General features: G+C 50.2%; 16 protein-coding genes and 2 pseudogenes. 17 read left to right on the forward strand and 1 reads right to left on the reverse strand.

The features are described 5' to 3' along the window. Positions 1–143 precede the first annotated feature (143 nt). Positions 144–1193 (forward strand): TM2 domain-containing protein, encoded by a 1050-nt coding sequence (locus ADJ74_RS09505; RefSeq protein WP_071844309.1) that lies wholly within the window; start codon positions 144–146, stop codon positions 1191–1193. Between the two features lie 220 nt (positions 1194–1413). Here ADJ74_RS09505 and ADJ74_RS09510 read toward each other — a convergent pair. After that, positions 1414–2581, reverse strand: a pseudogene (locus ADJ74_RS09510) (IS256 family transposase); the annotation flags it as partial. Between the two features lie 225 nt (positions 2582–2806). Here ADJ74_RS09510 and ADJ74_RS11315 point away from each other — a divergent pair. From ADJ74_RS11315 to ADJ74_RS09590, 16 genes and pseudogenes are all read left to right on the forward strand, one after another. After that, complete coding sequence (locus ADJ74_RS11315; protein WP_157040607.1) at positions 2807–3250, forward strand: hypothetical protein; 444 nt, start codon at positions 2807–2809, stop codon at positions 3248–3250. Between the two features lie 138 nt (positions 3251–3388). After that, positions 3389–4918 (forward strand): YifB family Mg chelatase-like AAA ATPase, encoded by a 1530-nt coding sequence (locus ADJ74_RS09515; RefSeq protein ID WP_050343792.1) that lies wholly within the window; start codon positions 3389–3391, stop codon positions 4916–4918. 36 nt (positions 4919–4954) lie between these two features. Beyond that, a complete protein-coding gene (gene cutA / locus ADJ74_RS09520) occupies positions 4955–5287 on the forward strand; it encodes a divalent cation tolerance protein CutA (RefSeq protein ID WP_050343794.1) in 333 nt (110 codons plus the stop codon). Positions 5288–5365: 78 nt separating this feature from the next. Continuing rightward, a complete protein-coding gene (locus ADJ74_RS09525; RefSeq protein ID WP_050343797.1) occupies positions 5366–6298 on the forward strand; it encodes a hypothetical protein in 933 nt (310 codons plus the stop codon). After that, the gene (locus tag ADJ74_RS09530) at positions 6288–6992 is read left to right on the forward strand and encodes a glycosyltransferase family protein (RefSeq protein WP_050343799.1); all 705 of its coding nucleotides are present in this window, start codon (positions 6288–6290) and stop codon (positions 6990–6992) included. The genes ADJ74_RS09525 and ADJ74_RS09530 overlap by 11 nt, the downstream gene beginning before the upstream one ends. A gap of 25 nt (positions 6993–7017) precedes the next feature. Next, positions 7018–8796: a hypothetical protein gene (locus tag ADJ74_RS09535; RefSeq protein ID WP_050344274.1), complete on the forward strand. Its 1779-nt coding sequence runs from the start codon at positions 7018–7020 to the stop codon at positions 8794–8796. A 16-nt stretch (positions 8797–8812) separates the two neighbouring features. Further along, positions 8813–12205, forward strand: coding sequence for a DNA polymerase III subunit alpha (locus ADJ74_RS09540; RefSeq protein ID WP_050343800.1), 3393 nt, complete (start codon positions 8813–8815; stop codon positions 12203–12205). 7 nt (positions 12206–12212) lie between these two features. Continuing rightward, a pseudogene (locus tag ADJ74_RS11105) lies at positions 12213–12881 on the forward strand (pseudouridine synthase); the annotation flags it as partial. 97 nt (positions 12882–12978) lie between these two features. Next, entirely contained in the window at positions 12979–14190 is a 1212-nt protein-coding gene (locus ADJ74_RS09555; protein ID WP_371257538.1) for an NAD(P)/FAD-dependent oxidoreductase, read from the forward strand. 3 nt (positions 14191–14193) lie between these two features. After that, positions 14194–15498 (forward strand): 3-phosphoshikimate 1-carboxyvinyltransferase, encoded by a 1305-nt coding sequence (aroA, locus tag ADJ74_RS09560; RefSeq protein ID WP_050343808.1) that lies wholly within the window; start codon positions 14194–14196, stop codon positions 15496–15498. Positions 15499–15514: 16 nt separating this feature from the next. Beyond that, positions 15515–16168 (forward strand): (d)CMP kinase, encoded by a 654-nt coding sequence (cmk, locus tag ADJ74_RS09565; RefSeq protein WP_050343810.1) that lies wholly within the window; start codon positions 15515–15517, stop codon positions 16166–16168. Positions 16169–16180: 12 nt separating this feature from the next. Beyond that, positions 16181–16783: a 1-acyl-sn-glycerol-3-phosphate acyltransferase gene (locus tag ADJ74_RS09570; RefSeq protein WP_050343812.1), complete on the forward strand. Its 603-nt coding sequence runs from the start codon at positions 16181–16183 to the stop codon at positions 16781–16783. 9 nt (positions 16784–16792) lie between these two features. Continuing rightward, positions 16793–18211, forward strand: a complete 1419-nt coding sequence (locus tag ADJ74_RS09575) for a Wadjet anti-phage system protein JetA family protein (RefSeq protein ID WP_050343815.1) — start codon at positions 16793–16795, stop codon at positions 18209–18211. Beyond that, positions 18208–18807: a DUF4194 domain-containing protein gene (locus ADJ74_RS09580; RefSeq protein WP_050343817.1), complete on the forward strand. Its 600-nt coding sequence runs from the start codon at positions 18208–18210 to the stop codon at positions 18805–18807. Before ADJ74_RS09575 ends, ADJ74_RS09580 begins: the two co-directional genes overlap by 4 nt. Beyond that, entirely contained in the window at positions 18776–22096 is a 3321-nt protein-coding gene (locus tag ADJ74_RS09585) for an ATP-binding protein (protein WP_050343819.1), read from the forward strand. The genes ADJ74_RS09580 and ADJ74_RS09585 overlap by 32 nt, the downstream gene beginning before the upstream one ends. Then, entirely contained in the window at positions 22065–23324 is a 1260-nt protein-coding gene (locus ADJ74_RS09590; protein WP_050343821.1) for a Wadjet anti-phage system protein JetD domain-containing protein, read from the forward strand. The genes ADJ74_RS09585 and ADJ74_RS09590 overlap by 32 nt, the downstream gene beginning before the upstream one ends. Positions 23325–23444: the final 120 nt, after the last annotated feature.

A 23444-nucleotide genomic window follows, 5' to 3' on the forward strand; every position in this document is an offset into this window, starting at 1 on the left:
TTGCCTAAAAGCTAGATTTTTCAAGGCTTACAGTACATTATTTGTCTGCGAAGTTTGAGTAATTAAAATATAATTGGAAAACATGTGAAATAGTTTACTATATAAAGCATGAATGTATAGTAAGCTAATAGGGGGCTAAAAAAATGTTTTGTTCGAATTGTGGCGCTAAAATTGATGATAAGTCTACATATTGCTCAAAATGTGGTATTTCGACGAGCAAGTCGAAAAAAGGAGGGGATAGTCCTAATGAAAGGAAGTATTATGTATCTTCGAGAAATAGAGTCGTAGCATTAATGCTTGCTTGCTTTGGTTTTTTAGGAATTGCAGGCTTGCATAGGATATATGTTGGAAGATTGTTGACAGGGGTTATATATCTATTTACATTTGGCATATTCTTTTTAGGTACCTTATACGATCTCTATAAGATCTGTAGTGAATCATTTAAGGATAGCGATGGATACCCACTCTTTTCTGATAGTTCGATGAAAAGTAATTATTATAGACGTAATCCAAAAACTAAGCCGCTTGCTATAGTTGTGGCTGTCGTTTTAGCGTTTTTCTTTATGACTGGACTAATTGGCGCATTTGGGGGGATGAGACATTCTCATCAAGAGACGCAAGAGACAACTTCTGGAAGTCAAAAAGATGTTACTGATAAAGGGGACAAGAATAAAAAGAAAGAGGGGCCTGTTATTGATCTTCCAATGGATGGGACGCCTACTGAAAATATAACTAAGACAGTTAAGGAAAATCTTATATCGTATGGGACCGCATCTGTTGAGTATAGAGATGTGAAAGTAGATATGAGTAATGGAGAAGCAAATGTAACTATTTACTTACAGGGCGCACGAGGTTTAACGGCGCAAGGAACATTAGATACATTTAATATTGCAGCTAAGCAAGAAATGGCTGCGTTATATAATATAAATCCAGGGGTAACGATTTCTGATGTAAAAATGGTATTTTTCATGCAAGTTGTATATCGAAAAGATGGGTCTGAAGAAAATATTCCTGCTTATTCTATTGGAATGAATAAAGTAGCCGCAAGTAAAATACATTGGAAGAACTATAAGGATATAGATATCATGGCGGCTGCCAATGAAGTCCAAATGCATCCGAGTTTCAGAAAACTAATTCAAAGTAATTCAAGAAAGTCCAAGTGGGATGAATCTTTGGAAACACTTGGACTGTAATAAGATGTTTTAGTAAGTTGACCATAACATAAGGAGTGGGAGGGAAAGTACGCAGGTGGAGGATCAGAAGAATTCTAATATCATGACACTGCGGGAGAGACGAGAGAGTTTTGAACAGGAAAAAACCATGACCACAAAATCATAATCACGGATGTTGCGGGAAGTAAAGGGTCTGTGAAGAAAAGTCTGTAAATCAGGTCTTCTATGATGCATGTAAGTGTTAATCGGGCAATCTGTTCGGATACATAATTGTCAGTTCGCCTCGGATCTTTCCCCAGTTCCTGATCGGCATCGTCCATTTCTTCGTGGATTCAAATGTCGCCAAATAAAGAACCTTTAATAATGCTTGAGCACTTGGGAATACACTTAGCTGCCGATTTAATCGACGGTATGATGCATTAAGGCTCTCTGTGATGTTCGTGGTATAAAACGAGATGCGCCCCCACCCACAGAAAACTTGAATATCGGGGTTATGACGTCCCAATATCATACCATCTGCGCATAGCTGCCGGGTAATGGGGACTCCTTTTCTGATCTACCTCTTCCAATCTTTTGAAGGCAATCTTTTCATCGGGAGCTGTGTATATGCTGCGAAGATCCTTTGCGAAGAATTTCATGTCCTTATGTGTCGCATACTTTAGGGTATTGCGTACCATGTGTACGATATAGCGCTGATGTTCCGTTTCCGGAAAGGCTGTTGCTTACTGCTTCTTTGAGACTGTTAAGCTCGTCAGAGCAAAGGATAAGAGTGTCTTGACTGCCGCGATTTTTTAGGCGGTTAAGAACACCAAGCCAATATTTGCTGCTCTCATTTTCCCCAATTTCAACGGTTAAGACTTCCTTTCGCCCCTGTCGTTCATCCCAACAACAACATAGGCCACCAGTCTGCTCACCATGCTGTCCTGACGTACGGAGAAATGGATGGCATCAATGAAGACAATCGGATAAACACTGACAAGGGAACGGTTCTGCCATTCCTTAATGCGGGACAGGATCTTATCTGTGTTACGTCGGATATGAAGTCCTCCGAGGCCATAGATGTCATTGAGCGTCTTAGAAATCTATCTGGTGGTCATCCCATTGGCGTACATGGATATGATTTTCTGATCGATGTCGGAGATATCTTTTTGACGTTTTCTTACTACTTGTGGTTTAAAAGAGGACTGTCTATCTTGGGGACCGTTAATCCGAAATCTGCCATAGCTGCTGTTTAAGGTTTTGGATTTGTATCTGTTTCGGGCATTCTCACTAACGGAGCACTTCGATTTCTTATAGCCTAAATGACTGTCTATCTCCGTTTCCATCATTTCTTTGATGGTTCCACCCAGCAGATCTTTTAGGGCATCTTGGATGTCGGATGCACGCTCAATGTCGTACTCCTGAAAGAGCTGCTAAATGATTGCTCTTTTTCCGTCGGTCATTTTGACTTTATGAATGTCTTTTTGATTCTTTGCCATAATAAAAGGCCTCCTATGATTAAATTCTATCATAGAAGACCTGTTTCTTTTACATAGCTTCTTTCACACACTCATGGGAGTCACTCCCAAATATCCGTTGCAGATGACTACCCGCAAAAATCACTACACTCACAAGATAATTTTGGAAATGACATAATGTTTTTAGCGTATAAAAAGCACTTAAAACTGTTGAGTGGCTCGGGTACCAAAGATTATATGTCTTTCATTCCACCAGATATGGGTTTAGACATATCCTTTAAAATTACAGATGTTTACACATCCAATCCAATTCGCCATTTCTGGGTAATTTCAGCATGGATTCCGGTGACACAGTATGGATCATCGACATACAAGACATTGGATTTTTGGTTGGTAGGACAGGATGCTGATGGGAAATATGTGTGTTATGTGAACTCAACTGACCTAAGGGAACAAGGGATTTTATTGCCAAGTGTATGGGGAATCAATGCCACAACATGGAACTTGCATGACAAGCATGCTTTAGAGATTTCTTTAGTGGATAATGTGAAGGCCCCTAGCAATCCAATTTACGCAAGATGGGATGATCGCTTGCAGAGAGTAACATTGACTTCATACTAAAGTTAAAATTTGACACAACATAGATTTCATTCGTCACCTCGGACGGTTGGAATCTTTTCTTTTGCAAAGAATCATTAGCCATCTTGCCCTATCTTGTGTTATAATTTTCTTATATTTGAAACATAGGAGGGAAGGCCGTTGTTTGCAAAGACTTATGGTGCGACGACCCTCGGGATTGACGGACGGATTATCGACGTTGAAGTGGATGTGTCGCCCGGGCTGCCAGGCTTTGAGCTGGTCGGGCTTCCCGATACGTCGGTGAAGGAGTCAAAGGAGCGGGTACGCACTGCGATTCGCAACTCGGGCATCCAGCTGCGGCAGGAGCGGGTGACGGTGAATCTTGCGCCCGCCGATGTGCGAAAGGACAGCTCCGGGCTTGATCTGCCGATTGCGGTTGGTCTGCTTGCATCCTACGGTATGGTTCCCGAGACAGCGGTGCAGAGTGCACTCTTCTCAGCGGAACTCTCCCTCGATGGAAACTGCCGTCCGATTAGCGGCATTCTCCCGATGGCAATTACGGCGCGGGAGCGGGGACTTACGGACTTCTACGTTGCACCGTCCAATGCAGACGAGGCACTCCTGATTGACGGACTGAAGGTCTATGCGGTCGAGAATCTGGCCCAGCTTGTGCGTCATCTGACGGGCACGGAGAAGTTGACTCCTTCTGCGCCAAAACCAATCAAAGACGCAAAAGACAATACCTTTACCGATGATTTTGCAGATGTGCAGGGACAGTATCAGGCGAAGCGTGCGCTTGAGATTGCAGCGGCGGGAGGGCATAATGTTCTGATGGTCGGCGTACCCGGCTCTGGCAAGACGATGCTGGCACGTCGGATGCCTTCGATCCTGCCGGAGCTGACGAAGGAAGAAGCCATCGAGATCACGAAGATTTACAGCATCTCAGGGCTGCTCGGCAAGGATACAGGGCTTGTGACCACGCGTCCCTTCCGCAGTCCGCACCATACCTCCTCGACGGTGGCGATGATCGGCGGGGGGAGCATCCCGCGTCCGGGCGAGGTGACACTTGCGCATCACGGCGTGCTCTTTCTGGATGAGCTGCCGGAGTTCAGCAAGAAGACGCTTGAGGTGTTGCGAGAGCCGATTGAGGATCGCCAGATTACCGTGTCGCGTGCGAACGCAACATTGACGTTTCCTTCTAGTATCATTTTGGTAGCGGCAATGAATCCGTGCCCCTGCGGATTTTTTGGCGACAAAGATCATACCTGTGAATGTTCTGCGGGGGAGATCAAACGTTATACACGCAAGCTGTCAGGACCATTATTAGACCGTATTGATCTTCATATTCGTGTATCGCGTGTGGATTATGCGGATTTGCATGCGACGCAGCGGGCTGAGTCATCTGCAGCGATACGTGCCCGCGTAGTACGAGCACGTACGATCGAGCGGGAGCGCCTAGAACGTCACGGGCTCTTTTGTAACGCACAGATGAATCACAGCATGATAAAGAAGTACTGTACGATGGAGAAGGATGCAGAGCATCTGCTGGAAGCAGCATTTCACCGCATTCAGCTGTCGGCACGTTCGCATGACCGCATCATTAAGGTGGCGAGGACGATTGCCGATCTTGATGGAAAACCGATCATCGGAGCATCTCATATTGCTGAGGCGATACAGCTGCGCAGTGATGTCGGACTGAGCCTCGAGTGACTTCTTGATACGAAGAAATAATAGGAGTTTGCGCCCATGAAGTATGTAAAGATGGAAATATTTATTCCGCGAACACATCTTCCTGCACTCCAAAAGGCACTGCAGGTGGTGGATGCCGGACATATCGGGAACTATGACTCCTGCCTTGCCTATAGTCCTGTGATGGGGACATGGCGAACTCTTGCAGGAGCAGATCCTTATGAGGGAGAAGTGGGCGAGATTACCGAGGCGGAGGAACTAAAGGTCGAGGTACGTGTTGAAGAAGGGCGAATTGATGAGACGATGCGTGCGATTCGGAAGATCCATCCATATGAGACGCCGGTTGTCTTTGTTTTGCCGCTGCTTGACGGTACTGCGTTTGATGAGTAATATGGATACAACTTCTTTGCAGACTGTGTTATAATGATTTCGATATATACATAACGGCAAAGCGGGGGAGGACATTGTTTGGCTGAAAAGATTCGATCAGAGCTCCTTTCCTTTCTTGTACCTGATGCTGCTCTGCTGCGTGTACTTGTCGTTGAGAGCCTGGAATATTTGCCGCAGCTGCAAAAAATGTTTCCTAAGTCGGAGCTTCATGCACTTGCCGCTGAATGCGATCCGGCAGACATTCCCACAGGTGTTCATTGGCAGGAACTGGATTATGTCACAACTCCTCTGCCGTATGAACGAAAATATTTTGACTATATTATCTCCGATCTGGCGTTGGAAAATGTGGATAATCCGCAGGATATCGCGGCAGGGTTTTCCCTGTTCCTAAAAGATACAGGGGCGCTCCTGACGAGTTTTCGCAATATACGTCATTGGTCTGTCCTGCAAAATTTGATGGACGGGCACTATTATTCCATTGTTTCGCGTCTTTATGCGCGTGCAGAGTTTGAGAAACTGCTGTATGCTTCCTTTTATAAGAGTGTGCTCTGTCAGCCACAGCAAAGGAAAGCGCCGCCCGGTATGATCGACCGGCTCGTAACAGCCGGATTCGAGAATCATGACGACGATCTGGAGGCAGAGTTCTACATGATCCGTGCAGATCGGTCGATGCCGGAGCTCTCCCTGATCAAGTCGATGTATACGTCCGAACAACGTAGGCATATCGTACGCCTCCTTCATCGCATTGAGTATGATGTTGTACGAGTAGAGTCTACGCGCTCGCTGTGGGATGAAGTAACACGGCTGAATATTTTTCCTGCCTATCTTGCGGCATTGATTCATGAGACGGTGGTGCACACCGAGCGATTCTATCGTGCCCTTTTTGCATGCTCACAAGGGCATGATGTATATATCCAGCAACTGCTGCATGAGAGTGCGGCAGAGAGTATCGACCCTGTTCAGCAGGAGCTGTATCTGAGTTTGCAGAGAGAATGTACGCATGAAGAGTAAGCCGATCATGTGCGTGGATGAACATAAAATAGCCTTTATCACCTGTGTCAATGATGAAGATATGTACCGCGAATGCCTTCTCTATCTCAAGGCACTCTCCGTTCCCGCAGGGATAACTGTCGAATATATCCCCGTGCGCGGTGCGCAATCCATGTGTGCAGGGTACAACGAGGGGGCGCGTGCAACCAATGCGCGCTATATGGTGTATCTGCACCAGGATGTCCTTGTGGTCAATAAGAATGTGATTGCTGATCTGCTCTCTATTTTTCGTGATGAGACGATCGGACTGGTCGGTGTAATCGGATGCCGAAGCCTGCCGCAGTCAGGTGTTTGGTGGGATGGACTTCGCACCTATGGGCGTGTTCTTCATCACTGTGAAACAGAGAGCGTCATTGACTCACGTTGTATGGAGCCAGATGGACCATACATTGACGTTGAGGCGGCAGACGGACTCTTTATGGCGATACAGTATGGCATTCGTTGGCGGGAGGATCTCTTCACGGGCTGGCATTTCTATGATACATCGATGTGCATGGAGATGCGACGTCACGGGTTCAGGTGTGTTGTCCCAAATCAGGAGGAAGATTTTTGGTGCATCCACTGTCCGCAGGAAAAGCCGCTTGCACCGGAATATAAGCACGATCAGAAAATCTTTTTACAGGAGTACGGGAAAGAACTGCAGCCAGAGATCTGAGTCAAAGGGAAAAAGGGGGATGAAGATGCAGGAACAGGTGCCGCTGGAGGAACATGCTGCCGAGGAGAAGCTGAACTGGCTGCGTCTTGCAACAAAATTTTCCTCCGATGGCGATCTAAAGGGGATGCGTGCGTGCGCACAGGAGGTCGAGCGTCTGAAAGCTGGCGATGTCGATGCTGCCGCTGTAAATGCTGAGGTGGCACTCTACAGCGGCCGTACAGACGAGGCGGAGACACTTGCTGATCAGGTTCTTAGCGTTCAGCCGCGTCATCCTCGTGCCCGTATGGTGAAAGCAGGACTTGCCGCACTCGATTTTCGCCTAGATGATGAGATTGCTCTTTTAGCAGATCTTATTGAAGAATTGTCCTATAAGGAGAAACTGCTTGGTGCAGAGGATCTATCCTACACGATCTACCATCAGATCCTAAGACGTGCCCGCGGCTGGCTTGCCGATGCCCTCTATCTCGTCGGCGAAGCAAAAGGAGCGGCACATGAATTACTCATGTCGAGCCGTCTTGCTGATGATGATTCCGTTGCAGCGGAGCTTTACAGCAAGTATCTCTTCATGCGAAACTATCGTCAACTCGGAGCGCAAGAGGGGCGACAGAAGGCAGAGCACTACGAAGAGCTGCTCCATGTGACACCATATACACATGCACATATTGCGCGCTCATCTCAGCGAAAGCTGCGCATCGGCTATATATCTCCAGACTTTCGGGAGCATGCTGTTTCCTATTTTATCCCGCCATTGCTCCGTCATTTTGACGGCGAACATTTCATGGTATTCTGCTATGCGCTCGGCAGGAGTGATGCAGTGACCGAGCGATTCCGCACGCGTCGTGTGACGTGGCGCGACTTGCGCGGGCGCCCGCCACGGACAGCAGCACGGCTCATTGCAGAGGATAAAATTGATATTCTGGTCGATCTGTCGGGACACTCACAGGACAATGCACTTCCGATTATGGCGTACCGTCCGGCACCGGTTCAGGTGTCTGGAATCGGTTACACCAATACGACGGGGCTTCATACGGTAGACTATTTTCTCTCCGACGAAGTATGTATCCCAAAGGGGGATACGCTTGCAGAGAAGGGCTTTACCGAGCAAATTCTCCGTCTGCCGCATTCCCATCTCTGCTATATGCCGGACGTAATTCGTGCGATGCCCGAGGCTGGATATGAGGCTCCGGTGCGTAAAAATGGATATGTTACATTTGGCAGTTTTAATAATTTTGCCAAAGTGACGGATGAGATGCTGCTCTTATGGCGCGGCATCTTGGAGACCGTCAATAATTCACGGCTCATCATCAAGGGGAAGATTGCAAGCATTGATGCGGGGCTGCAGTTTGCCAAAAAACGACTTGCTTTACTAAACTTCGATCTTGACCGCATCGAATTTCGTCCTTTCAGTCCCGATTATTTGGAGCAGTACCGTGATATCGATATTGCACTGGATACAGCCCCCTATAATGGCGGATTGACGACGTGTGAGGCGCTTTATATGGGTGTCCCTGTGATTTCCATGCGTGGACGTACGCATGGTGCCCGCTTTGGTGCGTCCATTCTGACCAATGCGGGCGTACGTGAGTTGATTGCAGAGAACGACATCAACTATGTTCGTCGTGCCGTTCAGCTCGCAGAGTCACCCAAGCTGATCGCGGGCTACCATGCAGGGCTGCGTGCGAATATGAAGCAAGCTCCTCTCATGAATGCGCAGGAATATATGCATGGGTTGGAAACGGCCTATCGAGAGATATGGGATACATTTCTGCATGCCCGTATCCGTAATGGCAGTGAACAGACCTAAGGAGGGAAAGACATCAATGGCCTTTGCGCATCTGCACGTACATACAGAGTATAGTCTGCTGGATGGTGCGAGCCGCATCAAAGATCTTGTGCGACGAACCAAAGAGCTCGGCATGGATGCAGTCGCCATGACCGATCACGGTGTTATGTACGGTGCAGTCGCCTTCTATAAAGAGGCAAAGGCTCAGGGGATTCATCCGATCATTGGATGTGAGGTCTATCTCGCTCCACGTCAGCGGCAGGAACGTGCAGAGGTGAATGGGACACGATATTATCATTTGATTCTGCTTGCCGAAAATGAGTGTGGTTACCGTAATCTGGTTCAGCTAATATCCCTCGCCAACATCGAGGGATATTATTATAAGCCCCGTATTGACAAGGAGCTGCTCCATCGCTTTCATGACGGGCTAATCGCCCTGTCCGCCTGTGTGGCAGGCGAGATACCACAGGCCATCCTGCGTGGAGATATGGAACTTGCTGATCAGCTTGTCCGCGAGTATCGGGATATCTTTGGCAAGGATAATTTTTTCTTAGAGGTTCAGAATCATGGACTCCCAGAGGAAATGACCGTCAATCGTGCACTCCGGGATCTTGCAAAAAAATATGATATCGGGCTAACTGCAACCAATGATGTGCACTATGTCCATGCAGAAGACAGTGAATTTCATGATATTCTTCTTTGCGTGCAGACGGGGCGCACACTCAACGATCCCGATCGAATGCGTTTTTCGGGCCCTGACTATTATCTGAAATCCGAGGAAGAGATGTCCGGTCTCTTCACCGACTATCCAGGTGCGATAGAGAATACGGCAAAAATCGCGGCGCGTTGTCATGTTGACTTTACCTTCGGGGAACTGCAGCTGCCGTTCTATCCGCTCCCCGATGGATATACAACAGATGACGCCTATCTCCGTGCACTTTGCCTAGAGCGTCTGCCTGCACGGTATCCTACGGCAGGAGACGAGGTGCATCAACGTCTGGACTACGAACTCGGTGTCATTCATAAGATGGGATACGCCAGTTACTTTCTCATTGTGTGGGACTTCATCAACTATGCGCGCGGGCATGGCGTCGCGGTCGGGCCGGGACGTGGCTCTGCGGCAGGAAGTATCGTTGCCTACTTACTTGGCATTACAAATATTGATCCATTACAGTATGCACTTCTTTTTGAGCGGTTTCTCAACCCAGAACGCGTGTCGATGCCAGATATTGATATCGACTTCGACGATATCAATCGTGGTCGCGTTATTTCGTATGTCAAAGAACGCTATGGAGAGGATCATGTCGCTCAAATTGCTACCTTTGGAACAATGGGGGCAAAAGGTGCAATTCGCGATGTCGCTCGTGTGCTGGAGATGCCGTTTGGCGAAGTGTCAACCATTACTAAACTCGTCCCCACCGAGCTGAATATCACGCTAGACCGCGCGCTTGAGGAGTCTGCCGACTTTCGCAAGCGGTATGAGGAGGATGAAGAGGCGCATCGCGTCATTGATCTCGCACGTAAGATCGAGGGGTTGCCGCGCAACACCTCGATTCACGCTGCCGGCGTTGTGATTGCAAAGTCGCCGTTGACGAGTCAAGTGCCCGTGTGGGTCTCTGACGGTACGCTGGTCACAGAATATGACAAGGATGACGTGGAGGCACTAGGCCTTCTCAAAATGGATTTTCTGGGACTGCGCACACTCACCATCATCGACGATGCCGTGAAGAATATACGACAGTCGCACGGTATTGAGCTGGATGTGGACAAGATCCCTCTCGTTGATGAGAAGACATCACAAATGCTATGTGCTGGAGATACAGGTGCTGTCTTCCAGATGGAATCGGCAGGCATGACAAATCTCGTCAAGGATCTTCAGCCCAAAGGGTTTGTCGACCTCATTCCGACGGTTGCCCTCTATCGTCCAGGGCCTCTGGGGAGTGGTATGGTGACCGATTTTATCGATGGCCTGCATGGAAAAAAAGAGGTCGTTTATCTGCATCCGCTTCTCGAGCCGATTCTCAAGGAGACATTTGGCGTCGTCCTCTACCAGGAGCAGGTCATGCAGATCGTCCAGGTTCTGGCGGGCTTTACCCTTGGACAGGCGGATCTCCTACGACGTGCCATGGGGAAAAAGAAACATGAGCTTTTGATGGCGCAGAAGGAGATTTTCCTCCAGGGATGCGAAAAAAATGGAATAGAAACGGCACTCGCCAATCATATCTTCGATCTCCTGACACATTTTGCTGATTATGGATTTAACAAATCCCACAGTGCCGCGTATGGTCTCTTGGCATGGCAGACGGCGTATCTCAAGGCACACTATCCTGTGGAGTTCATGGCAGGGGTATTAACGAGCATCATGGATAAAACGGATAAAATTCCCGTCTATATTCAGCTATGCCGTCAGATGAACATCAAAATTCTGCCGCCGGACATCAATGCAAGCACAGCGGGATTCAGTATTGAAAGCGGTGCCATACGATTCGGACTCGCGGCAGTGCGCAACGTTGGAGAGACAGCGATCGAAAGCATGGAACAGGTACGCTCAGCAAATGGGAATTTTTGTTCGTTGATAGATTTTTGTGCACGCGTTGATATACGCATTTTGAATAAGCGTGCGATAGAGAGCCTGATTAAATGCGGTGCCTTTGACAGCCTTGGCACCGAACGGAATCAATTGCTCTCTTCGCTGGACTCTGCGATGCAGGATGCTGCGCGAACCCAGCGGGATCGTATCAGCGGACAGATGGGGCTGTTTGGGCAGGATACGATGGAGTCCATTCATCAAGTTCAGAATGCTGTAGAAGTCCCCCCAAGTACGCCGCGCGAACGTCTGATGTGGGAGAAAGAGGCTACGGGATTCTACATCACTGGACATCCGCTCGATGACTACCGTGATACCCTTTCCTGTCTCCTGCCAATTTCAGATATTTTAACGGGACAGTGTAAAGATCGTCAACTTGTTCGTATCGGGGGCATATTGACCAATACGAAACGCTACACGACAAAAAAGGGCGATACAATGCTTTTTGCTGAGATGGAGGATTACAGCGGACATATCGAGCTCACAGTATTTCCGCGCGTGTTCTACGCTCACGTGTCCGATCTTGAACCAGATTGTGTTCTCGTAGTGCAGGGGCATGTCGACATGTCGGGAGAGGACCCGAAAGTGCTGGCGGATGAGATCTGGCCGATGCACGAATACAGCACATCGTTCTATCTTGTTCCGCCGCCCGATGCAGACCGGCGTGTCCTATGGACGAGGATGAAAGAATTGTTTACGAAGTATACAGGCACGCATCCCGTCTATGTAAAGAGCGATGGAAACTGGCGTCAGCTGGCGCCCTCGTATTGGATCGACGGGTCGCGCGAAATCCGTGAAGAACTCATTACATTGATGGGGGCACAGGCCGTGAGAGTGCGGTAGAGACAGTATGGAAGAACGATTGCAGAAAATTCTCAGCCATGCCGGGGTAGCTTCCCGCCGTGCAGCAGAGGCATTGATACGAGATGGCCGCGTTACGGTGGACGGCGTGCCCGTCACGATGCTTGGCAGCAAGTATGATCCATCGTTCCATGAGATCGCCGTCGATGGTACACCTGTTCAGGGGAGTGAGGAGAAGCTGTATATTCTTCTCCATAAACCACGCGGCTGTCTCTCGACGGCACACGATGATCGGGGACGCAGAACAGTACTGGATCTCCTGCCGCATTTTCCTGTACGTCTCTATCCTGTCGGGCGACTCGATGCGGATACCGAGGGACTTCTGATTATTACAAACGATGGTGCTATGACACAGGGGCTCCTTCATCCGCGCTTTGAGATCGACAAGGTATACCATGCGGTGGTAACAGGAACCGTCACCGAGGACAAGCTCTCGAATCTTCGACAGGGGATTCTTCTGGATGATGGGAAAACAGCTCCTGCGCAGCTAAGCATTCTGCGCCGGGAGGGAGGACGCACGCTCGTCGAGACGATTATTCATGAGGGGCGAAACCGACAGGTGCGGCGCATGTTTGCCGCCGTCGGCTGCCGTGTGCAAAGACTCCGACGCGTCCGCTTTGCTATGCTGACGCTGGATGGGCTGCCCTGCGGAGCATTTCGTCATCTGACTTTGGACGAGATACATGAACTGCAAAAAATAGCGGGAGGGATACATAGTGAGGAAGGTTCTCGTCGTAGGCGCAGGACCAGCGGGGATGATGGCGGCGGCAGCGGCGGCGGAAAACGGTGGGAACGTAACGCTGCTCGAAAAGATGCCGCGCGTCGGCCGCAAGATGATGATCACGGGAAAAGGCCGCTGCAACGTGACAAGCGCAGATGATGTCCCGGAAATTATCAAAAATGTGGTAGGGAATGGACGATTCCTCAACAGCTGCATTCGTGCTTTTGATAATTCCGATGTTATCAACTTCTTTGAGAAACTGGGTGTGCCGCTCAAAACGGAACGCGGCAATCGCGTTTTCCCGCAGAGTGATCACGCCGTCGATGTCGTCGATGCGATGCTGCATCATCTGCGTGACTGCGGTGCAGAGGTTCGTACAAATACAGCAGTGCGCAAACTCATCCTTGAAGATGGTTCTGTGCACGGCGTCTGTCTCTCGGATGGCTCATGTCTTGCGGCAGACGCCGTGATTCTTGCCACTGGTGGTGCATCCTATCCTGCGACGGGATCCACAGGAGATGGTTATGCGCTCGCACGTGCAGTAGGCCACACGGTTACACCAATCTTTCCCGCACTTGTCCCGCTTGTAACACGGGAGGCATGGGTGAAGGATGTGCAGGGCCTGTCTCTGCGCAATGTGCGTGCGTCACTCTGCCATAACGGCAAAAAGGAGCAGCATTTCTTTGGCGAAATGCTTTTCACTCATTTTGGTGTCACGGGACCGATTATCCTCCAGCTGAGCCGCCGTGCGTCTGAACTGCTTGCAGAGGGCGTACAGGAACTGTCGCTTCATCTGAACCTGAAACCTGCGCTGACCCACGAGAAATTACGTGACCGACTGGATCGGGATTTTGCGAAATATGAGCAGAAGCACCTTCACAACGGGATGATGGATCTCCTGCCAAAACGTCTGATTGACATCGTACTGAGCGCAGCGCAGCTTTCTCCCGACAGCATCGTTGGCCATATATCTTCGAAGCAGCGTGAATGTCTCGTTCGAACACTGCAGGAACTTCCGCTGACCATCGTGGGGACGCGACCTCTTTCCGAGGCGATCGTGACCGCAGGGGGCGTTGCAACACGTGAGATCAACCCGCGCACCATGGCATCAAAGCTGGTGCATGGACTTTATTTTTCCGGAGAATTGGTTGATGTGGATGCGTATACGGGTGGATATAATCTTCAGGCAGCATTTTCGATGGGACATGCTGCTGGAACTCACAGTGTATTGATGGAAGGTGGTTAAATAATGGCTGATGTCAAGACAGTCACTGCCGCAGCACACGGATGGCAGGGGACGATTGATATTCCGGGGGATAAGTCGATCTCGCATCGCAGCGTGATGTTTGCAGGACTCGGGAATACGCCGGTGCACATCAAAAATTTTCTCCATGCGGCGGATTGTCTCTCGACCGTCGGCGTGATGCGGGCACTCGGCGTCAATGTTGAATTTCTGAACGAAAAGGAACTCATTGTTACGGGCAGGGGACTGCATGGTCTCTCTGAGCCATTGACCGTGCTCGATGCAGGCAACTCGGGGACGACGCTGCGCCTGATGATGGGCCTCCTTTCCCCGCAGCCCTTTCTTTCCGTGTTCAGCGGCGATGCTTCGTTGACGCGCCGCCCGATGGGCCGTGTACTCCGCCCGCTCTCAACGATGGGCGCACGAATTTATGGACGGAACGAGAACCATAACCTCCCGCTTACCATTGTTCCGGCAGAGAAGAAGATGCACGGCATCCATTATGACAGCCCTGTTGCGAGTGCACAGGTAAAGTCCGCCATTCTGCTTGCGGGACTTTATGCGGATGCACCAACCACTGTCACGGAGCCGTACATCTCACGCGACCATACCGAGCAGATGCTCACGGGGTTCGGTGTCCATCTTGAGCGCTGTGGAACGAGCGTTACCGTCTTTCCCGTGGAGGAGGACAGCTTCCATGCGCCGAGCGAGATCACGGTGCCGGGGGACATCAGTTCGGCGGCGTACTTCCTTGTCGCTGGGACGATCATCGCAGGCAGCCGTCTGCGCCTGAATAACGTCGGAATCAACCCCACACGTACGGGGATACTGGATGTGCTGAGAGATATGGGGGCGCATATCACCGTGCAGAATGAGCGTGAGAGCGGCGGGGAACGCGTTGCTGATCTCCTTGTTGAGGCAGCGCCCCTGCACGGCGTTTCTTTTGGCGCAGAGATTATGCCGCGGCTGATCGATGAGATTCCTGTACTCGCCGTCGCTGCACTATTTGCCGAGGGCGATACAATCATTACAGGAGCGGGTGAACTCCGCGTCAAGGAGACCGACCGCCTCCATGCCATCGCGACGGAGCTGCAGAAGTTATCTCCCGAAAGCATCGAGGAGCGCGAGGACGGCCTCGTGATTCACGGAAAATCCGAGATACGGCGGGCGCAGGTCAAGAGCTATGACGATCATCGCATGGCAATGTCGCTCGCTGTGCTTGGTGCAGCAGGGGAGGGAGTTCTCATTGAGAACTCCGAAAGCGTGAATATTTCCTATCCGACATTTTTTTCCGAGATCGATCGGCTGTGAATGAGGAGGATTTCGTATGAAACGTGTTATAGCAATTGATGGACCGGCAGGCGCCGGGAAAAGCACCGTTGCCAAAATTGTGGCAGAAAAGCTCGGCTATACCTACATTGACACGGGCGCGATGTATCGCGGTGTGGCATGGAAAACACTGCAGCAATCGAAGGAAGCGACCGATGCGGACATCCTGCAGGCTGTCCATGACATCGATGTACGGCTCGCCTGCACAGAGAGCGGGACACGCGTCACCGTCGATGGAACGGATGTGACGCATGAGATCCGAACGCCTGAGGTCACACACATCGTCTCGCGCGTCGCTGCCCTCGGCCCGGTACGGGAAAAGATGGTCGAGCTCCAACGTGCGATGGCAGCAGATGGTGCCGTCGTGATGGATGGGCGTGATATTGGGACGAACGTGCTCCCCCATGCTGATGTGAAGGTATTTCTCACGGCATCTGTGGAGGAGCGGGCACGCCGCCGTTATGATGAGATGAAGGAAAAGGGCTATGCAGTGGATTTTGACGAGCTGAAACAGGAGATCGCCGCACGTGACAAGCAGGACAGTGAGCGTGTCATCTCGCCGCTGCGTCAGGCAGATGATGCCGTTTTGCTTGACTCGACAACACTCTCCATCGACGAAGTTGCCGCGCGGATTATGGAACTCGCAGAATAGGCAGGCGCATATATGTTTTATGGATTTTTGCAGCATCTCTTTCGGCTGATTTTCTACATTATCTTTCGCACGCGTGTCTATGGCCGCGAGAACATCCCAGCAGAGGGAGCCGTGATTCTCGCCGCCAACCATGCAAGCAATATTGACCCGCCGCTGATGGCAAGTCTCATCGATCGTCCCGTCAGCTACATGGCAAAGATCGAACTCTTTGAGAACCCCATCTTCGGTGCGGCGATTCGCCGCTGCCATGCCTTTCCCGTGAAACGTGGCGCATCTGACCGCGGCGCGATCAAGGCGGCAGTTAATGTCCTAAAGGAAGGACGCATTCTTGGACTATTCCCCGAGGGGACACGCAGCAAAACTGGAGAACTCCAAAAGGCGGAAGCAGGCGTCGCGCTCATCGCCGCCATGACTGGGGCTCCGATCGTGCCCGTTGCCATCCTCAATTCCCATCGTATTTTTTCCAATGGCGGACTGATTCCACAGCTACGGATCATGTACGGCGCACCGATCATGTTTCACGGCGATCGCAAGAGCAAGGAGGAGCTGGATGCCTTCTCCGAGGAGATCATGGCACATATTGCACGGATGAAGGATGAACTCGTAAAAAAGTGAGGCGATCTCATGGAGTTATTCGATGTCTTACCGGAGCGCTTCTTCGGGCTTCTCGCGGGGAAATGTCGCCGCATCTATGCGGAAGCTGGACTTTGTCTCTATGAACAGTACCGTCTTGCCCAGTTTGGTATCGAGCAGGAGATTCTACGAGACAAGTTTCAGGAACTCATCGAGAGCTGGGCAGAGGCGGGCGTAGCCTATGAGGACGATGTTTTTTCGGAAAAGGACAATGCCATAGAGGAGTCGCGTGCCAAAGCTAACCACATGATTCGCCGTATGAAGGAATTCGGTTGGCTGGATTACGAACAGCGCGAAAACTTCAAAATCTTTATTTTGCTCCCACACTACAGCAGTCGTTTGTGGGGGCTTTTTGCGAATCTGTGCGAAGGCCGAGCCGTTGAATACCAACGCTTTGCCTTCACTACATATCAGGTGCTTTCAGGTGATGGAGCAAAGGTACAGCCAAGCATGGCAGTACTCGAAGCGGAGCGCTTGGCAGAGGAGTTTGTTGAAGAGTTGCGCATCCTGCTGAACAACATTAAAAGCAAAATGGAGCAGGTATCTTCCCAAACGAGTCTACAGGATGTACTCTCCCATCATTTTGTCGAATATCGGGCGGATATTGTCGATCGAAGTTATCACCGCCTTAAGACCTCAGATCACGTTTCCCGCTACCGTATCCATATCCTGCAGGAGGTGCAGGACATACGGCAGAATAAGGAGCGTTTTCGCTCGCTTTGCGATGATGCTGTTCGACGTCAGCTTGCCGAATCGATGGATGCGGCAGAATATCGTATGAAAGCGTCGCTTCAGGCAATCGAGGAAATCTATCGAGGACTTGATGATATGTTTGCGCAGATCGACCGACGACACAATCAATATGTTCGTGCCTCCTATGAACGTGCACTCTATTTGCAGCAGGAGGGAAGCGCTCGCACGGTGAGTATGATCGCGGGGATTCTCATGGCAGTCGCTGAGGCACACGATCAGAGACGGGATATTGATGAGCTTCCGTGTATTTTTCGTCTGCAAACAACGAATATGCTTCTTCCGTCATCACGTTACGTACCGCGCAAAAAACGCGTCCTGCGCCCAAATACGGACACACCCGTACGCAGTGTCGATGAAACACTGCGTGAGCGGGTACGCCGCGAAAGTGCAGAGCGCGTCGCACGCAGTATATCACGGCAGAAAATTGAAACGTGGATTTTGAATGTTCTTGGGCAACGGAGTTCCATGGAGATTGGCGAATTGCTCGCGCTGCTGAGGGAAACTGAATCTCCGGATCTCCTACAACTGCTCTACGTTTATCTCTATGGATATGATGATTGGGCAAAGTACCGGCTAGGCAAAAATAAGGAGATCGAGGAGCAAGATACGGTACGATACAGCAATCGCACCGTCAGGCGCAAGGGGAAAATAAAATGAAACTTGAGCTGCTGAACGAGGAAGAACGTACTCGTATTCGGAGTGTCATACAGGCATTGTTATCGTGCAATTTTTTGACACGCGAACACGATGCTGCACTTTATATTGCGGCACGTCGCTATCGGGAAGAGATTGCGGAGTACTTTCAGGTCATCGGCTGGGAGTTTCGTGTAGACGAACGTTATGAGATCGTATGGCTTCTCTCCACGGGCATGGCACACAGACGGGCTCTGACCATGGAGGAAAGTATATGGCTGCTTGTACTGCGCCTCATCTACGAGGAAAAGCGGACAAGTCTAAACCTGAGCGCGTTTCCAATGACGACGCTCGCAGAGATCCGCGCCAAATATTTAGCACTTCACCTGCCCGATCTCAAGAAAACGGCGATACAGCGCCTGATCCAGCTCACGAAGCAATATCGCCTCGCAGATGTGTTGGATCGGGATCTCTCCGAAGAGTCACGCATTCGACTTTTCCATACACTCGCCCTTGCTGTAGACGGGGAAGAACTTTCAGCCCTATATAGCAGACTTGACGTCTATCGACAGAGGAAGGAGGAGGACCATGAAGACGCTGCGGAAAATGAAGGTGATTAACTGGCATTATTTTGATGAGGAAGAGATCGCCTTCGGCGCGGCAACAATGCTGTCAGGACACAGCGGTGCAGGTAAGTCCACACTGCTGGATGCGCTGCAGTATCTCTTTATCGGAAGTCAGACACAGACGCGCTTCAACGCTGCAGCGACGCAGGAGGCACGGAGGACTCTGCTGCACTACCTGCGAGGCAAAATCAAGGCAGAGGGCGTACAGTATCTGCGTGCGGACGAATTCACCTCCTATATTGCACTTGAGTTTTATGATGATGTAAAGAGAAACTCCTTCATTGTCGGATATGTGGTCGATGTCTTTCATGATGACAGGATGCAGGAGGAATTCTTTCTCATCGATCAGCATACGCTCTCGGATCTTGACTTTCGCAATACGGACGGCACACTCTATACGCAGGAGACATTCCATCGCAGGTATGCGCACGGCAGCAGTGTGTTTGAGACGGGGAAGAAACAATGGCAGAAACGCTTGATGAACCGTCTGGGGCAACTGTCCTCGCGTTTTTTGCCGGCGTTCTCTCGTGCGATTGCCTTCCGCCCCATCGACCAGGTGCGCGATTTTATCTATGAATATGTCCTTCTTCCCCGCGATTTGAAGCTAGATGTTCTGCGCGAGGTGTTCTATTCCTATCAGAAATTCGAGCGTGATCTGCAGGATCTGCGTGCTCGAAAGCATGAACTGGAGATGCTGAAAGAGCACTACGATACCTACTGTAAATTGCGGGATACGGCGTATGAGCAGGAATTCGTATTGCTGTCTTTTCGGCATAAGAACGCCGAGGAGAAACTGGATGTGGGACACCAGCAGAGACAGACCTGTCGTGATCGATTGGACGATTTACAGACGAAACTGCATGCACAGGAACGCCTCTCAAAACGCAGAAACCAGGAACAGCAGGAGGCGTATGCTGCCTGGCAGGGAAATGACGAAAAGCGCAGACGGGATGAGCTGCTGGAGACACAAAAGGAACGGGTGGAAAAATACCGTTCGCTCACAGACGCACGACAGCTCATGCGTAAGGAACTCATGTGTGAGTTCGAGGAAGTATCCGCACTCGGCGCATATCCCGCAGGAGAGTTTTTTCGTCTGCCAGAGGGAATGCCACAGGCGTTGGAGGAACTCGCGCGGACTCTCAAGTATGCGGCAGAAGATACCATCCAGACAACACAAATCGAACAGATCCAGGAGCAGCTGAAGGCGGGCGGCGAAATACTTGCTGCTGTCAGCGATCTATGGCAGCGCGGCAATCTTCTCTTGGAGCAGGCACAGAGTGAAGCTGTCCAGCGGTGGGAGGAACTTTGCTCGGAGATTGAAGGTCTGAAACGGAGGCAACGCAGATATCGTCCGGAGATGATGCGTCTTAAGGCTTTGCTTGAAGAGCGACTTGCGGGTCGCTCTAAGGTCTATGTGCTCTGTGAGGAGATTGAGATTTTGGACGAAGAATGGCGTGATACGTTGGAGGGGTATCTGAATACCCGGCGATTCGACCTCCTCGTGGAACGAGAATTTTTTCGCGAAGCACTGCACATCTATGAAACAGAAAAAAGAGAACGCAACATAGAGGGCGTTGGTCTTGTGAATACGGAGGCGGAAAAAAAGTATCTCGGCCAACAGGAAAACAAATCCATCGCCGCACTCCTGCTGACGCAGAATCCGCTCGCACAGGCGTGTATTGATCACCTGCTTGGAAACGTGATGCAGGCGGACAATGAGCAGGATATGCTCAGGTATAGAAGCGCGGCGACAAAAAGCTGTATGTCCTACAAGGGCTTGGTTGCGCGTCAGATACCACGACGCTTCTATGAGATTCCATACATCGGTGCAGGTGCTATAGACCGCCAGCTTGAAATTCGTGAGCGAGAACTTGCAGAAGTAAGGCGGCGCCTAGTCATGCTTGCTGAAGAGGCGGACCACATGAAGCGGATCTCCTCCGTTCTTCATGAGCCGCTGCATCGATACGCAAACGCTGCGAAGAGAATGAATGTTCTTGCCGAACTTGACGCCTGTAAAGCAGACCTTGAGCGCATTTCTGGAGAATTGAATGCCATGGATCTCAGTGAGGCAGTACGCCTGAAATCTGTCTATGAGGAATCCAAACGACGCGCCGAAGAGGCAGCGCATGATTGTGCAGAGACGATGCGGGCACAGGCACATGCTGAATCCGAGCTAGATCAAGCAGAACGGTCTATACCAATCCTAGAACGTACGGCAGCTGCTGCGGCAGAGGCCGTCGAGTCATGGCGGGAGACTTATCCTGATCTCTGTACTGGCGCAGAAGCACGTCTTACCTCGCTCATGCAGGAGGCGCGTGGAGGACGGAGCATGGAGGAACGTCTGCAAAGCTATGAGATCAGCCGACGAGGGAATGAGACCCGGCGCGACAACATGTGGCAAAAACTTCTCGTTGCGCGAGAGCATTATGGGCTCGCGCACGGAGATACGGGACATGTCTATGATCCAGATCACAGTTATTACAAAGAGATCCTAGAGCGACTCTCTGGGACGGATATACCTTCCTTTGAGGAGAAGGCACGTGAGGCTCTCGCTCAGTCGGAGATGGAGTTTAAGGCTCATTTCATCTTCAGTATGCGCGAGGCGATTGAAAGTGCACGTTATGAATTTCGTGAATTGAACTATGCCTTGAATCAGTTTCAGTTCCACAAGGATAAATACAGTTTTCTTGTTACGCCAAGTGCGAAGTACAAGCCGTTCTATGATGCAGTGATGATGGCGGATTGGGAAACGGCGGGCGGGCTCTTTGCCGATGCAGACACAGCGGCAAACGAACAGGCAATGGAGCTGTTTGACAAGCTAGTCAAAGGAACACCTGAGGAGCAGGAAGAGTTTTCAGATTATCGGCGGTATCTGGACTATGACATCCGTATCACAGATACGGCAGGTCAGAATTATCTTTACTCTAGAGTCCTCCGGCAAACGTCGGGCGGAGAGACGCAAACTCCTTTTTACATTGCAATTCTCGCCGCTTTTCAACAGATTTACAATGATAAAACAATACGCCTGACTGTCTTTGATGAAGCATTCAACAAGATGGATGAAGAGCGTATTAAATCATGCATCGAACTGATAAAACGGATGAAAATGCAGCTGATTGTTGCTGTTCCCGATGAGAAGTTGGCAGCAATCGCCCCGCTGATGGATCAGTCAATTATTGTCACCAATGTGGGAAATCATTGCTTTACTGACGAATTGGGGGATGTTGCAACGTGGGAGAAAGGGCTGAATCATGGAGCTGATGCCTCTGCAGATGCACTATGAGGATATTATTCTAACGATCTTATTGGAAAAGTACGAAAATAGTAAAGCAGCAGTTGGGGAGCGGGGGCGTCGTCCACAGTTTCGTATCCTGAAATCCGCACTTTCTGCTGACTATACCGACGAAATGGATGTCGATAAGCGGGAAGCGATTCATGCAGCAGCGTGTGAACTTGAGCGTCAAAGACTGATTGTCGTCGTCTGGGAACGCCACGGGACAGGACGGATAGAGCGTATCCTTCTTTCTGCAAATGTATCTACTCTGTATCAACGGATGGGGAAAGTCATGCCTTTGATACGGGTGAAAGAATATCAGACAAAGCTTTTAGCTCTTGCAAATGCACGTACGCCGTGGGTGCAGAATTTTTATGCCACGATGATGGAATCACTTGCAGATAACGTGATTCCCGCGATCTTACCCAAAGAACAGATTCTTTACGCGAATTTGATACGCGCTATCCTTGCTCTTCCAGCCGAAGGCGAGAGCGCCATCCCAAGACGTGTATTTAGCCAGCGTATTTTCCGCAACAGCAAGTATTTTGAACAACACATAGAGTTTCCGCTGCTCCGTCTCTTACGTCGATTTGTCGATGAACCATGTGAGTCGGACGCAGAGTATTTGGATGCAGCTGGGATTGCCGTGACACAAGGAAAGGTGTGGATCGCAGGAAATCTAACTTTTCTGCTTGGTGATCGACGATATTTCCTCGCAGATTTTCCGGGTGGATTGATGCTTACCTACGATACAATCACTGCCATGAAAATAGATGTGCTTCCCCCTGAAATTCTGACCATTGAGAATCTGACAAATGCAGAAACTCTGACACGAACGGTAGATACCAATCACCTCCTCATCTATACGGCAGGATTCCCAAACCGTACGGTACAAGCTCTTCTTTTAAAAATTGCACCCCTCCATCGGACTTTCCATATACGCCACTGGGGAGACATCGATTACGGAGGTATCCGTATCTTTGAATTCCTGCGAGGACGGTACTTTCCGACACTCGGCCAATATCGTATGGACGTAGATACATTTCGTGCATATTTACCATTTGCGCAGAGCCTCACCCCTGCGCAGAGAAAACGTCTTTCGGGGTTACTCGAGCAGAAAGATTTTTCAACGTGGCATAGCCTCATTCGTGTGATGCTGGCCGAGGGGAAGTGGGTTGAACAGGAAGTCATGTTATGGCAGGATTCGTCTGAGATGGATTCCCTGAACGAAGAGTAATATTCTGTGAAGGATTCAGTCAAGATCGGGAAACATCGTCAAGAGATATCACAGGACTTTATCGGTGCGTCATTAACATAGTCCATAGAAATTATGCAGAAAATTTACAGACAGAAAGAA

The sequence above is a fragment of the Selenomonas sp. oral taxon 478 genome, assembly GCF_001189555.1.
Taxonomy (GTDB): Bacteria; Bacillota; Negativicutes; order Selenomonadales; family Selenomonadaceae; genus Centipeda; species Centipeda felix.